Source organism: Streptomyces longispororuber (genome assembly GCF_014656095.1).
GTDB lineage: Bacteria > Actinomycetota > Actinomycetes > Streptomycetales > Streptomycetaceae > Streptomyces > Streptomyces longispororuber.
In genome coordinates this window covers 24,402-36,560 of sequence record NZ_BNBT01000024.1, presented here as the reverse complement: position 1 = coordinate 36,560, position 12,159 = coordinate 24,402, and the positions used below count along the sequence as shown (strand labels likewise).

The following is a 12,159-nucleotide window of genomic DNA, read 5'->3' as shown; positions in this document are numbered from 1 at the left end:
GTGCTCGGGGCGTTCAGGCCGTCCCGTCGTCGAGCAGGGCGGGCACGTCCCAGTCGCGGGCGACGTCCTCGGTGTCGGCGCCCGGCCGCGCGGGTCCGGAGCGCACGGCGGTGGGCGTGGCGGAGAAGCGGGGCGCGGGCGCGGGCTGGGTGAGGCCGCCGTGGTCGGTGAAGGTCCCGCGGGCCGCCAGGTGCGGGTGGTGCGGGGCCTCGCGCAGCGAGAGCACGGGGGCCACGCAGGCGTCCGAGCCCTCGAACACGGCCGTCCACTCCGCGCGCGTACGGGACTTGAAGCGGGCGGCGACGGCGGCGCGCAGCTCGCCCCAGCGGGCGGGGTCCGCGCGCGCCCCGGCGGCCTCCGCAAGACCGAGGAGGGCCGCGAACTCGTCGTAGAACCGCTGTTCCAGGGCGCCCACGGCCATGTGGCCGCCGTCCACCGTCTCGTACGTGCCGTAGAACGGGCAGCCGCCGTCCAGGAGGTTGGCGCCCCTGCGGTCCTGCCAGCCGCCCGCCGCGAGCATGCCGTGGATCATCGTGGCCAGGTGCGCGGCCCCGTCCACGATCGCGGCGTCCACGACCTGCCCGGTGCCGTGCGCGCGGGCGTGGTGCAGCGCGGCCAGCACGCCGGTCACCAGGTACAGCGAGCCGCCCGCGTAGTCCCCGACGAGGTTGGCCGGGACCGTGGGCGGCTCGCCGGGCCCGCCGATCATGCCGAGGGTGCCGGTGACGGCGATGTACGCGACGTCGTGCCCGGCGCGCGGCGCCAGCGGCCCGTCCTGGCCCCAGCCGGTCATGCGGCCGTAGACGAGCCGGGGGTTGCGGGCGTGGCAGGCCTCGGGCCCCACGCCGAGGCGCTCGGCGACCCCGGGGCGGTAGCCCTCGACGAGCACGTCGGCGCGCTCGACGAGGTCCAGGACGCGGGCCGGCCCCTCCGGGGCCTTGAGGTCGACGAGCACACTGCGCTTGTTGCGGTTCGTGAGGTCGTACGCCGGGTCGATGCCGAGCCCGGCGCCGCCGGGCCGGTCGACGCGCACGACGTCCGCGCCGAGGTCGGCGAGGAGCATGGCGGCGAACGGGCCGGGGCCGATGCCCGCGAGCTCGACCACGCGGACGCCGTCGAGCGGCCCCCGAACACCCTTGTGCGGCACTGTCATGGCGCCCCCAGCGCGCTCTGCCACAGCTACGACACCGCTCCGCCACCGCTATGACACAACCGATGTAACACCAGTGATGCTAAGAACGTGTTCCACCGCGCACAAGCCCCGGGCGAGCAAGCGCTTAGCCGATTGTGACGCGTTAACCTCTGGCCATGGACTCCGTACTGGTCAGCGCGTGCCTGCGGGGAGTGCCCTGCCGGTTCGACGGGCGGGACACGGCCTCCGCCGCGGTGGACGCGGCGCTCGCGGGCCGCCGCGCGGTGCCGTTCTGCCCGGAGGCGGCGGGCGGTCTGCCCACGCCGCGCCGCCCCGCCGAACTCGTCGGGGGCGACGGTCACGCCGTCCTCGACGGCACCGCGCGCGTGGTCGACGACACCGGCCGGGACGTGACGGCCGCGTTCGTCGACGGCGCCCGGCGCACGCTCGCCGCCGCCCGCCGGGGCGGCTGCGCCGAGGCCGTGCTGATGCCGCGCAGCCCGTCGTGCGGCCGGGGCGCCGTGTACGACGGGACGTTCAGCGGGGAGCTGACGGCGGGCGACGGCGTGACGGCGGCCCTCCTGGAGCGCAACGGCGTCACGGTGCGGCCGGCGCCGGGGGTGTGACCTCGGGCGACCGGGGTGTTGACCGCGCGCCCCGGCCGGGCGCGCTAGCCTCAGCCGTCCGCGTCGACGCCGTACCACCCGAGCAGGACCCGAGTGAGAGGTGCCAAGACCGCCATGACTCCCCAGGACGCCCGGAACGCTCAGGACAGCAACGACAGCCGGGCCGCTCAGGACAGCGACGAAAGCCGGGACACCCGGGGCCCGCGGAACAGGGAACTCCCGTACGACATCGTGCTCTTCGGGGCGGCGAGCTTCGTCGGGGCGCTCACCGCCGAGTACCTCGCCGCGCACGCGCCCGAGGGGGTGCGCTGGGCGATCGCGGGGCGGGACACGGCGAAGCTGGAGCGGCTGCGGGAGCGTCTGGCCGCCGATTGGCCCGCGTGCGCCGAACTGCCGCTGCTGCGCGCGGACGCCGGCGACCCGGCGTCCCTGCGCGAACTGGCCGCCTCCGCCCGCGTCGTGGCCACCACCGTGGGCCCGTACCTGACGTACGGTCAGGAGCTGGTGGCGGCCTGCGCGGACGCCGGGACGGACTACCTGGACCTGTCCGGCGAGCCCGAGTTCGTGGACCGGATGTACGTGCGGCACGACGCCCGCGCGCGGGAGACCGGGGCGCGCCTGCTGCACGCCGCCGGCTTCGACTCCGTCCCGCACGACCTGGGCGTGCGCTACACGGTCCTCCAGCTCCCGGAGGACGTACCGCTGCGCGTCGACGGCTTCGTCCGCGTGCACGCGCGCTTCTCCGGCGGCACGTTCGCCTCCGCGCTCCAGCAGCTCGCGCGCGGGCGGCAGTTGCTGGCCGCCGCCCGCGAACGGCGGCACCACGAGCCGCGCCCGGCGGACCGTACGGCGTACGCGCCGCCGGGCGCGCCCCGGTACGCCGGGGAGGTCGGCGCGTGGGCGCTGCCCCTGCCGACGATCGACGCGCGGGTCGTCGAGCGCTCCGCGCGGGCGCTGCCGCGCTACGGGCCCGACTTCCGCTACCGGCACTACGCCGCCGTGAAGTCGCTGCCCGCGGCCGTGGGCGGGGTCGTGGCGGCCGGGACGCTGCTCGCCGCCGCGCAGGTGCCGCCCGCGCGGCGCCTGCTGTCGGGCCTGGTGAAGCCGGGCGACGGGCCGGACGCGGCGCGGCGCGCGGAGAGCTGGTTCTCGGTGCGGTTCGTCGGCGAGGGCGGCGGGCGGCGGGTGTTCACCGAGGTGACGGGCGGCGACCCCGGCTACGGCGAGACCGCGACGATCTTCGCGGAGGCGGCGCTGTGCCTCGCCCTGGACGACCTGCCCGAAACCGCGGGCCAGGTCACCTCCGCCGTCGCCATGGGCGAGGCACTGACCGCCCGGCTCACGACGGCGGGCATCGGCTTCCGGGTGGCGGCTGTGCGCTGAGGCTCGGCCGGGGGGCGGGGGGGCCGCGTGGTGTGACCACCGGGGGAAGTGCGTGGGTGGCGGCGTGACCGGCCGCCGGTGGCGGCGTGACCGGCCGGTGGCGGCGTGGTCAAGTCGGTTACCGCGTAACCCGGTGGATCGCGGCGCGGCCCGGGCGGTCGCCGTGCGGCCCGGTCAGGTACCGCGCGGCCCGGGGGGGGTGGCGGTGCCGCCCCGTCGGTGGCGGCGTGATCGAGGGTGGCCGCGCGGCTCAGCCCGTTGCCTCGCGCAGGGCCGCACGGCACAGCGCGTCCGCCCTGCGGGTGGTCTCCGGCAGCCGGTAGCGCGGGGTGAGGTGCAGCACGTGGGCGTACGCCGTCTCCAGGGACACGCGGTGGCCGACCGACACGAACACCGGCTTCACGCCGTCGCGGGTGCGCAGCGCCCCGCCCACCTCCTCCGTGCCGTCGCGCAGCGGCGCCACGCTGCCGCGCGCGGCGCCGGGCGCCTCGTACGCGAAGGTGAAGGGGTTCTTCGCGACGCCGATCGTGGGGCGGCCGGTCAGCACGCCGAGGTGGCTGGCGAGCCCGAAGCGGCGCGGGTGCGCGATGCCGTAGCCGTCGCACACGACCAGGCCGGGGTCCGCGGTGAGCGCGTCCAGCGCGGCGAGCACGGCGGGCAGTTCGCGGAAGGCCAGCAGTCCGGGCACGTACGGGAACGCGACGCGGCCCACCGCCGTCGCCTCCTCGACGACCGAGAGGTCCGCCGCGTCCAGGACGACGACGGCCGCGGCGACCACGTCCCGCTCGTCGTCGTACGCCACGTCCACGCCCGTGACGTGTCCCGCACCGGGCGGCGGCCCCGGCTCGTCGCGCACCACCCGGCCGCGCAGTCCGTCCTGGACGGCACGGGCCGCGGCCTCGTCGGCGGGCCAGTCGGCGGGCAGGGGCGGGATGGTGACGGCGGTCGTGTTCATGGTGAGCCCCAGCCTAGAGCCCGCGCGAAGCCCGTCCCGGACCCGTCCCAGGAACCGTCCGGGACCCACCTGGAACCCGCCCGGAGCCCGTCCCAGGAACCGTCCGGGACCCACCCGGACCCGCCCGGAGCCCGTCCGGAACCCGCCCAGGACCCGTCCGGAACCCCTTCGCGCGGGCGGAGTAGCCTCCTGATCATGTTTGTCATGGAGCTGACCTACACCGCCCCGCTCGACCGCGTCGACGCCCTGCTCGCCGAGCACGTCGCCTGGCTCGACGCGCAGTACGCCGCGGGCGTCGTCCTCGCCTCCGGGCGGAAGAACCCCCGTGACGGCGGGGTGATCCTCGCCGTCGGGGACAGCCGGGAGCGGATCGAGGAGCTGGCGGCCGGGGACCCGTTCGTCGTCGGCGGGGTGTGCGAGTACCGGATCACCGAGTTCCTGGCCACGAAGACGGCTCCGGCCCTCGCCGCGTACCGGCAGGAACTGCCCGCCTAGCCAGGGCGGCGGCGCGTCAGCGGGGCTCCAGGCGTGCCACGCGGCCCTTCTCGCCCGCCGCCCAGCAGCCGAGGTCGCGCGCGCAGTCCACGGTGTCGTACGAGCCGCCGTCGACGGTGCGCCAGGTGCGCCCGGCGTCCGTGGTGAGGTCCGTGCCGGTCGGGCCGACCGCGAGGGCCAGGGCGCGGCTGTGCGGCAGCCAGGCCACGCCGGAGCGGTAGGCGGGCGCGGGGCGCGCGGAGGGCCGCCAGGTGCGGCCGCCGTCGCCGGTCACGGCGGAGGCCGTGGGCGACGGCTGCCCGGGCCGGTAGTCGCCGCCGACCGCGAGCCCGTGCGCGCGGTCCCGGAAGGCCAGGCCGAAGACGCCCCGCGCCGGGTCCCCCGCGGGGATCGGCGCGTCGGTGACCCGCCAGGTCAGGCCCCGGTCCGCCGAGTGCAGGACGCGGGCGCGCGCGGCCCCGCCCGTGGCCAGCCAGACGTCGCGCGGCCCCGCGCTCACCAGGCACTGGCCGCTCGCGGCGAAGGCCGCCTCACCGTCCTGGGCGGCGGGCATGCCCCGGTCCGGCAGCACCTTCCAGGAGCGGCCGCCGTCCGCGGTGGACAGCATGCGGTACCTGCCGTCCACCGGGTCGCTCACCGCCAGGCCGTGGCGGCGGTCGAAGAACGTCATGCAGTCGTAGAAGGCCCGGGGGTCGGGGTTGCGGAAGGCCTCGGTCCAGGTCGCGCCGCCGTCCGCCGTGCGGTAGACCCGGGACGCCTCGCCCTCGCCGATCGCGAGCACCACGGCCCGCCGCCCGTCGAACGCCTCCACGTCACGGAACTCCAGGCCCGCCGCCCCGGGCGGCGACACGTCGCGCCAGCTCCTGCCGCCGTCGGCGGTGCGCAGGACCGTGCCGCGCGACCCGGCCGCCCACGCGGTGGACCGGCTGACGGCGGCGAGCCCCCGGAACCGGGCGTCGGTGCCGGTGTCCTTGAGGTCCCAGCCGACGCCGCTCAAGGCCCCGCTGCCCGAACCCGCGCCGGTCCCGGGTGCCACCACGGGCGCGGGCGCGGCCACGGCACCGGGTGCCGCGAGCGCCGTCGCCGCGAGCGCGGTCACGCCGAGCGCCAGCGCGCCGAGCACCCCCGCCCGACCGGTCGCCCCGCTCCCGCGGCCCGTACGCCGCTCCGCCGTCCGCCCCGGCTTCCGTCCCGTCCGCACCACGCGCCCCCTGACGTCCGCCTGCCCCATGCGCCTCATGGCGGGCGAAGCTAGCCCACCGGGCCGGTGCCGTCCAGAGGCCCGTACGCGCGCGGGCGTGCGACGGACGGAGGGTGTCGCGCGGCGGTTCGCGGGGACGCGGTGACGGAGGTCACTCCGTCCGACCGGGTCCGCGCGTGCACGGATTCGCCGATTCCCACGTCTATTCAAGTGCCCGACCCCGGTCGTGCACACCCCGGTCGTCCAGTCGCCAGAGTCAAGGGAGCAGGCCTTGTCCACTGTCATCGAGCAAGCCGTCGAGGCCCGCCTGGTCGCCGCCGCGCCCCGGATGCCGACCATCCCGGCGACGCTCCACTACGACCGGCGCGACCCCTTCGCCGTCCGCATGAGCTTCCCGGCCCCGGCGACGCTGGAAGGCGTCGAGGTGCACTGGACGTTCGCCCGCGAGCTGCTCGCGCAGGGCGTGGAGCAGGCGGCGGGCGACGGCGACGTCCGGGTCCGCCCCTACGGGTACGAGCGCACGGTCCTGGAGTTCCACGCCCCCGAGGGCACGGCCATCGTGCACGTCCGCACCGGCGACGTGCGCCGGTTCCTGCACCGCACCACGGTCCTCGTACCGGTGGGCCAGGAGCACCGGCACGTGGACCTGGACCGGGATCTGGCCGACCTGATGCGGGACGCCTGCTGACACCGGGGCGTCTGCCGACATTTGGGGTGCCTGCTGACTCCAGGGTGCCTGCCGACCTTTGGGGTGCCTGCTGACTCCGGGGTGCCTGCTGACTCTAGGGTGCCTGCTGGTCCTGGGGCGCCCGTTGTCTCAGTGACCTCTGCTGTCTCAGTGGCTCCCGTTGTCTCGGTGACTCCCGTTGTCTCGGTGACTCCTGTCGTCTCGGTGGCTGCGTCCCGGGGACAGCGGGCGTTACGGAGACGACAGGAACGCACCGCGGCCTCAGCCGCCACGCCCCCCGACGCGCGGCGCCCAAGCCCCGGCTCCGGCCCCCGCCCCGGCCCCCGCCGGCCTCACCGCCCGAACAACCCGTTCAGCTCCCCGAAGTCCAGCCCGCCCGTCAGCGACTCGTACGTCCCCTCGACGAGCAGTTCCCGCGCCGCCGCCCGCACCAGTGCGTGGGCCGCCTGCGCGATGCCCGAGCCGACGCTGATCCGCGCGACACCGAGTTCGGCGAGCCGGGCGACCGGCGGTGCCCCGGGTCCCGCCATCACGTTGACCGGCCCGTCGACCTTCGCGACCAGGGCCGCCACCGTCTCCGGGTCCACGACGCCCGGCACGAAGACGCCGTCGGCCCCGGCGGCGAGGAACGCGGCCGCCCGCTCCAGGGTCAGCGCGAGCCGCTCCCGCGGCCCCTCCCCCACGCCCCGCAGATAGGTGTCGATCCGCGCGTTCACGAACAGCGGCACGCCCGCCGCGTCCGCTGCGCCGCGCGCCGCCGTGAGGCGCTCGGCCTGTTCGGCGACGGGCCGCAGCGGCGCGTCCCCGCCGTGCGGGGCGTCCTCGATGTTCACGCCGACCGCGCCCGCGGCAAGGACCGCCCGGACGGTGTCGGCGACGCCCGCGGCGTCCGCGGCGTAGCCGCTCTCGACGTCGGCGGTCACGGGCACGGAGACCGTGTCCGCGATCCGGGCCACGACGCCGAGCGCCTGGTCGCGGGTGAGCCGGTCGCCGTCCCCGGCGCCGAGCGCCCAGGCGAGCCCGGCGCTGGTGGTGGCGACGGCCGCGGCCCCGGCCGTCTCGACGAGGCGGGCGCTCGCGGCGTCCCAGGCGTTCGGCAGGACCAGCGGGTTCCCGGGGACGTGCAGGTCACGGAAGACCGTCGCGGTGTCGTACTGCTGTGTCATGCGCAGCACTCAACCAGCCCGCGCGCCACCGGGTCTGGCAGGAATCCGACACCTACGCCGGGCGCCGCGCGGCCCCCGCCGGAGCCACCGCCACAACCCTCGCGAGCCCTGGCCCCGTCGGCCGCGACGGCCCGACGAAAAGACGTTGACACCCCTCCCAGGCCTCCTTACGTTGGACAACGGTTCTGTTGCCGTCGAACGGAGAAGGACGTTGCTCGTCTGAGGTCTTGAGACACCGCGTCACACAGCTCTCGATCGCTGTGTGCGTCGCGTGCGACCTCGGCGTACGAGCCGTCCGCCCCGGCACAGGGCCCTCTTCCACGGCCCGGCCGCGCCCCTCGGGGCCCGAGCGGTGTGCACGCCTCCTCGCGGTGTCTCCCACGCGTTGCACCCGACCACGCCCCAGCCAGCAACCGCGAGGCCGCCTTATGTCTACTTCCCCCACCCCGTCCATCGCCTGTACGTCGCTGACCTTCGCCTGGCCCGACGGCACGCCCGTCTTCGACGGCCTCCAGGTCGCCTTCGGGCCCGGCAGGACCGGCCTCATCGGCCGCAACGGCTCGGGCAAGTCCACGCTCCTGAAGCTGATCGCCGGGGAACTCACCCCGCACGAGGGCACGGTGCGCACCGCCGACGAGATCGGCTACCTGCCGCAGAACGTCACCCTCGACACCGGCCTGCGCGTCGACGAGGTCCTCGGCATCGCCGGGACGCGCGCCGCGCTGCACGCCATCGAGGCCGGTGACGTGCGCGAGGAGCACTTCGCCGCCGTCGGTGACGACTGGGACGTCGAGGAGCGCGCCACGGCGACGCTCGACCAGCTCGGCCTCGGCCACATCGGCCTCGACCGCACCACGGGCGAGGTGTCCGGCGGCGAGTCGGTCCTGCTGCGCCTGGCCGCGCTGCTGCTGCGCAGGCCCGGCGTGCTGCTGCTCGACGAGCCCACCAACAACCTGGACCTGTACGCGAGGCAGCGCCTGTACGCGGCCGTCGACGCCTGGTCCGGCGTCCTCGTCGTGGTCAGCCACGACCGGCAGCTGCTCGACCGCGTCGACCACATCGCCGACCTGCGGGACGGCGAGGTCGCCTGGTACGGCGGCAACTTCTCCGCGTACGAGGAGGCGCTGGCCGTGGAGCAGGAGGCGGCCGAGCGCATGGTGCGCGCCGCCGAGGCCGATCTGCGCAAGCAGAAGCGCGAACTGGTCGAGGCGGAGGTCAAGCTGGCCCGCCGCAAGCGCTACGGGCAGAAGATGTGGGACCAGAAGCGCGAGCCGAAGATCGTGATGGGCAACCGCAAGCGGGCGGCGCAGGAGTCCGCCGGCAAGCACCGCACCCTGCACGAGGGCAAGCTCGCCGGGGCCAGGGAACGCCTCGACGAGGCCGTCGAGGCGGTACGGGACGACGACGAGATCCGCGTCGACCTGCCGTACACGGCGGTCCCGCCGGGGCGCACCGTCCTGACCCTGAGCAACCTGACGCTGCGTTACGGGGCGTCCGTACAGGGCGAGTTCGAGCTGCGCGGCCCGGAGCGGATCGCGCTCGTGGGCCGCAACGGCGCGGGCAAGACCACGCTCCTGCGGACCATCGGCGGTGACCTCGCGCCGGTCGCGGGAGAGGTGCGGGCCCACGTGCCGCTGCGCTTTTTGCCGCAGCGCCTCGACGTGCTCGACGACGAGCTGACCGTGGCCGAGAACGTGGCGCGCCAGGCCCCGGACGCGACCAACAACCGGGTCCGGGCGCGTCTCGCCCGCTTCCTGTTCCGGGGCGCCAAGGCCGACCAGCGGGCGGGCACCCTGTCGGGCGGCGAGCGGTTCCGGGCGGCGCTCGCGGCGCTCATGCTGGCCGAGCCCGCGCCGCAGCTCCTGCTGCTCGACGAGCCGACGAACAACCTCGACATGGCGAGCGTCCGGCAGCTTTCCTCGGCCCTGGAGTCGTACGAAGGCACGCTGCTCGTGGCCAGCCACGACCTGCCGTTCCTGGAGTCCCTCGGCATCACCCGCTGGCTGCTGCTCGACGGGCGGCTCCGGGAGATCGCGGACCCGGCGGAGATGGCGGACGGCCACGCCGGGGCCGCCCGGAACACCCCGGAGACCCCCTCCGGAAACGCTTCGCGCAAGGCCTGCGGGAACGCCTCCAGGAACGCCTCGGAAAACAGGACAGAGGCTGTCGGGTATTCCGCCTAGCGTCGGGTGCATGCACGCAGCACTCACGCACGACCACATCACCGTCACCGGAGCCCGCGAGAACAACCTGAAGGAGGTGAGCCTGCGCATTCCGAAGGGCCGCCTGACGGTCTTCACCGGGGTGTCAGGATCGGGGAAGTCGTCGGTCGTCTTCGACACCATCGCGGTGGAGTCGCAGCGCCAGCTCAACGAGACGTTCACGTGGTTCGTCCGCAACCGGCTGCCGAAGTACGAGCGGCCGCACGCGGACGCCATCGAGGACCTGGCGCCCGCGATCGTGGTGGACCAGAAGCCGATCGGCGGCCACTCCCGGTCCACCGTCGGCACGATGACGGACATCTACGCGGTGATCCGGGTCCTGTTCTCCCGGCACGGCACGCCGAGCGCGGGCCCGGCCACCGCGTACTCCTTCAACGACCCGAGCGGCATGTGCCCCGAGTGCGACGGGCTCGGCCGCACCGTGCGGCCCGACTACGACCGCATCCTGGACCCGGCCAGGTCCCTGGCGGACGGCGCGATCCTCTTCCCGCCGTTCGCCGCCGGGACCTGGCACGGCCAGACGTACACCAACAGCGCGGACCTGGACCCGCACAAGCCGGTCGGCGACTTCACCGCCGAGGAGCGGCGGTACCTGCTGCGCGGGCGCCCCGGCGGGAAGGTCACCGTCGACAACACCGGCGGGGCGCGGGACATCGACTTCGAGGGGCTCGCCGACCGCTTCGAACGCCTCTACCTCAACCGCGACCTGTCCGCCCTGTCGCAGAAGACCCGCGACCTGGTGGAGGCGTTCCTCACCGAGGCCCGCTGCCCCGCCTGCGACGGCGCGCGCCTGAACCCCGCCGCGCTCGCCACCCGGATCAACGGCCTGTCCATCGCCGACTGCGCCCGGATGGAGGTCACCGATCTGATCGCGGAGCTCGGCCGCGTCGACGACCCGGTCGCGGGGCCCGTCGCGGCGGCCGCCGTCGCCGCGCTCGAACGCGTCGAGGCCATCGGGCTCGGCTACCTCAGCCTGGACCGCGAGACGTCCACGCTCTCCGGCGGCGAGGGCCAGCGCCTGAAGATGGTCCGGCACCTGGGCTCCAGCCTGACCGGCATGACGTACATCTTCGACGAGCCGAGCGTCGGGCTGCACCCGCGGGACGTGGGCCGGCTCAACGACCTGCTGCTGCGCCTGCGCGACAAGGGCAACACCGTCCTCGTCGTCGAGCACGACCCGGACGTGATCGCGGTCGCCGACCACGTCGTCGACATGGGCCCGGCCGCGGGCACCCACGGCGGCCACGTCGTCTTCGAGGGCACCCCCGCGGAGCTGCGCGCCGCCGACACCCTCACCGGCCGCGCCCTGCGCCGCGCCACGGGCGTGAAGGAGCACCCGCGCGAACCGTCCGGCGAGCTGTGGATCAAGGACGCCGGGCTGCACAACCTCAAGGACGTCACCGTCCGCCTGCCCGCGGGCGTGCTCACGGTCGTCACCGGCGTCGCCGGCTCGGGCAAGAGCACGCTCGTCTCCGAGGTGTTCACCGCGCAGCACCCGGACGCCGTGGTCGTCGACCAGTCGTCCATCGGGATCTCGGGCCGGTCCACCCCGGCCACGTATCTGGGGATCATGGACCGGGTGCGTGCGCTGTTCGCCCGGCACACGGGCGCGGAGGCCGGGCTGTTCAGCTTCAACTCCAGCGGCGCGTGCGAGGGTTGCCGGGGCCGCGGCGTCATCCACAGCGACCTGGCCTTCATGGACCCGGTCACGACGACCTGCGAGCGGTGCGCGGGGCGGCGCTTCAAGGAGGAGGTGCTGCGCCTCACCGTGGGCGGGCGCTCGGTCGTGGACGTCCTGGACATGACCGCCGAGGACGCGCTGGCGTTCCTGGAGGACTTCCCGGACGCGGCGGTGCGCCGCCGCCTCGGGGCCCTGCGGGACGTGGGGCTCACGTACCTCACCCTCGGGCAGCCGCTGAGCACCCTCTCCGGCGGCGAGCGCCAGCGCATCAAGCTCGCCACGCAGCTCCACCGGACCGGCACGACGTACGTCCTGGACGAGCCGACGACCGGCCTGCACATGGCGGACGTCGCCGGGCTCCTCGCGCTGCTCGACCGGATCGTCGACGCCGGGAACACCGTCCTGGTCGTCGAGCACAACCTGGACGTCGTCAAGCACGCGGACTGGGTCGTCGACCTCGGGCCCGACGGCGGCAAGCACGGCGGCCGGATCGTCTTCGAGGGGACGCCGCGCGAACTGCTCGCCGCACGGGACTCGTTCACCGCGGAGCACCTGCGGCGGGCGGTGGCCGCGTAGGCGTCACCGCGGCCCGGCGGGCGCCGGGCCGCGG

At 75.4% G+C, this 12,159-nt stretch carries 10 protein-coding genes; 6 read left to right on the top strand and 4 right to left on the bottom strand.

Translation table 11 applies throughout. The features are described 5' to 3' along the window. Window positions 1-13 precede the first annotated feature (13 nt). Window positions 14-1,153: a CaiB/BaiF CoA transferase family protein gene (locus IE330_RS11105; protein WP_190135748.1), complete on the bottom strand. Its 1,140-nt coding sequence runs from the start codon at window positions 1,151-1,153 to the stop codon at window positions 14-16. Between the two features lie 155 nt (window positions 1,154-1,308). On the opposite strand from IE330_RS11105, the gene IE330_RS11100 reads away from it, so the two are divergent. Next, window positions 1,309-1,758: a 2-thiouracil desulfurase family protein gene (locus tag IE330_RS11100; RefSeq protein ID WP_190135747.1), complete on the top strand. Its 450-nt coding sequence runs from the start codon at window positions 1,309-1,311 to the stop codon at window positions 1,756-1,758. A gap of 114 nt (window positions 1,759-1,872) precedes the next feature. Next, entirely contained in the window at window positions 1,873-3,141 is a 1,269-nt protein-coding gene (locus IE330_RS11095; protein ID WP_190135746.1) for a saccharopine dehydrogenase family protein, read from the top strand. Window positions 3,142-3,391: 250 nt separating this feature from the next. Here IE330_RS11095 and nfi read toward each other — a convergent pair whose 3' ends face one another. Next, a complete protein-coding gene (gene nfi, locus IE330_RS11090; protein ID WP_190135745.1) occupies window positions 3,392-4,096 on the bottom strand; it encodes a deoxyribonuclease V in 705 nt (234 codons plus the stop codon). A gap of 195 nt (window positions 4,097-4,291) precedes the next feature. Between nfi and IE330_RS11085 the strand changes: the two genes are divergently transcribed. After that, window positions 4,292-4,591 carry a YciI family protein gene (locus IE330_RS11085; protein WP_190135744.1) on the top strand — a complete coding sequence of 100 codons (300 nt, stop codon included), beginning with the start codon at window positions 4,292-4,294 and terminating at the stop codon, window positions 4,589-4,591. Between the two features lie 16 nt (window positions 4,592-4,607). On the opposite strand, the gene IE330_RS11080 is transcribed toward IE330_RS11085, so the two are convergent. Next, window positions 4,608-5,831, bottom strand: a complete 1,224-nt coding sequence (locus tag IE330_RS11080; protein ID WP_229925554.1) for a WD40/YVTN/BNR-like repeat-containing protein — start codon at window positions 5,829-5,831, stop codon at window positions 4,608-4,610. A 232-nt stretch (window positions 5,832-6,063) separates the two neighbouring features. Between IE330_RS11080 and ssgD the strand changes: the two genes are divergently transcribed. Continuing rightward, the gene (gene ssgD, locus IE330_RS11075) at window positions 6,064-6,480 is read left to right on the top strand and encodes a spore wall synthesis regulator SsgD (RefSeq protein WP_190135743.1); all 417 of its coding nucleotides are present in this window, start codon (window positions 6,064-6,066) and stop codon (window positions 6,478-6,480) included. 332 nt (window positions 6,481-6,812) lie between these two features. Here ssgD and IE330_RS11070 read toward each other — a convergent pair whose 3' ends face one another. After that, window positions 6,813-7,646 carry an isocitrate lyase/PEP mutase family protein gene (locus IE330_RS11070; protein ID WP_190135742.1) on the bottom strand — a complete coding sequence of 278 codons (834 nt, stop codon included), beginning with the start codon at window positions 7,644-7,646 and terminating at the stop codon, window positions 6,813-6,815. Between the two features lie 428 nt (window positions 7,647-8,074). Here IE330_RS11070 and IE330_RS11065 point away from each other — a divergent pair, with 428 nt between their 5' ends. Then, window positions 8,075-9,829, top strand: a complete 1,755-nt coding sequence (locus tag IE330_RS11065) for an ABC-F family ATP-binding cassette domain-containing protein (protein ID WP_190135741.1) — start codon at window positions 8,075-8,077, stop codon at window positions 9,827-9,829. A 10-nt stretch (window positions 9,830-9,839) separates the two neighbouring features. Next, entirely contained in the window at window positions 9,840-12,125 is a 2,286-nt protein-coding gene (locus tag IE330_RS11060; RefSeq protein WP_190135740.1) for an ATP-binding cassette domain-containing protein, read from the top strand. Window positions 12,126-12,159 lie beyond the last annotated feature (34 nt).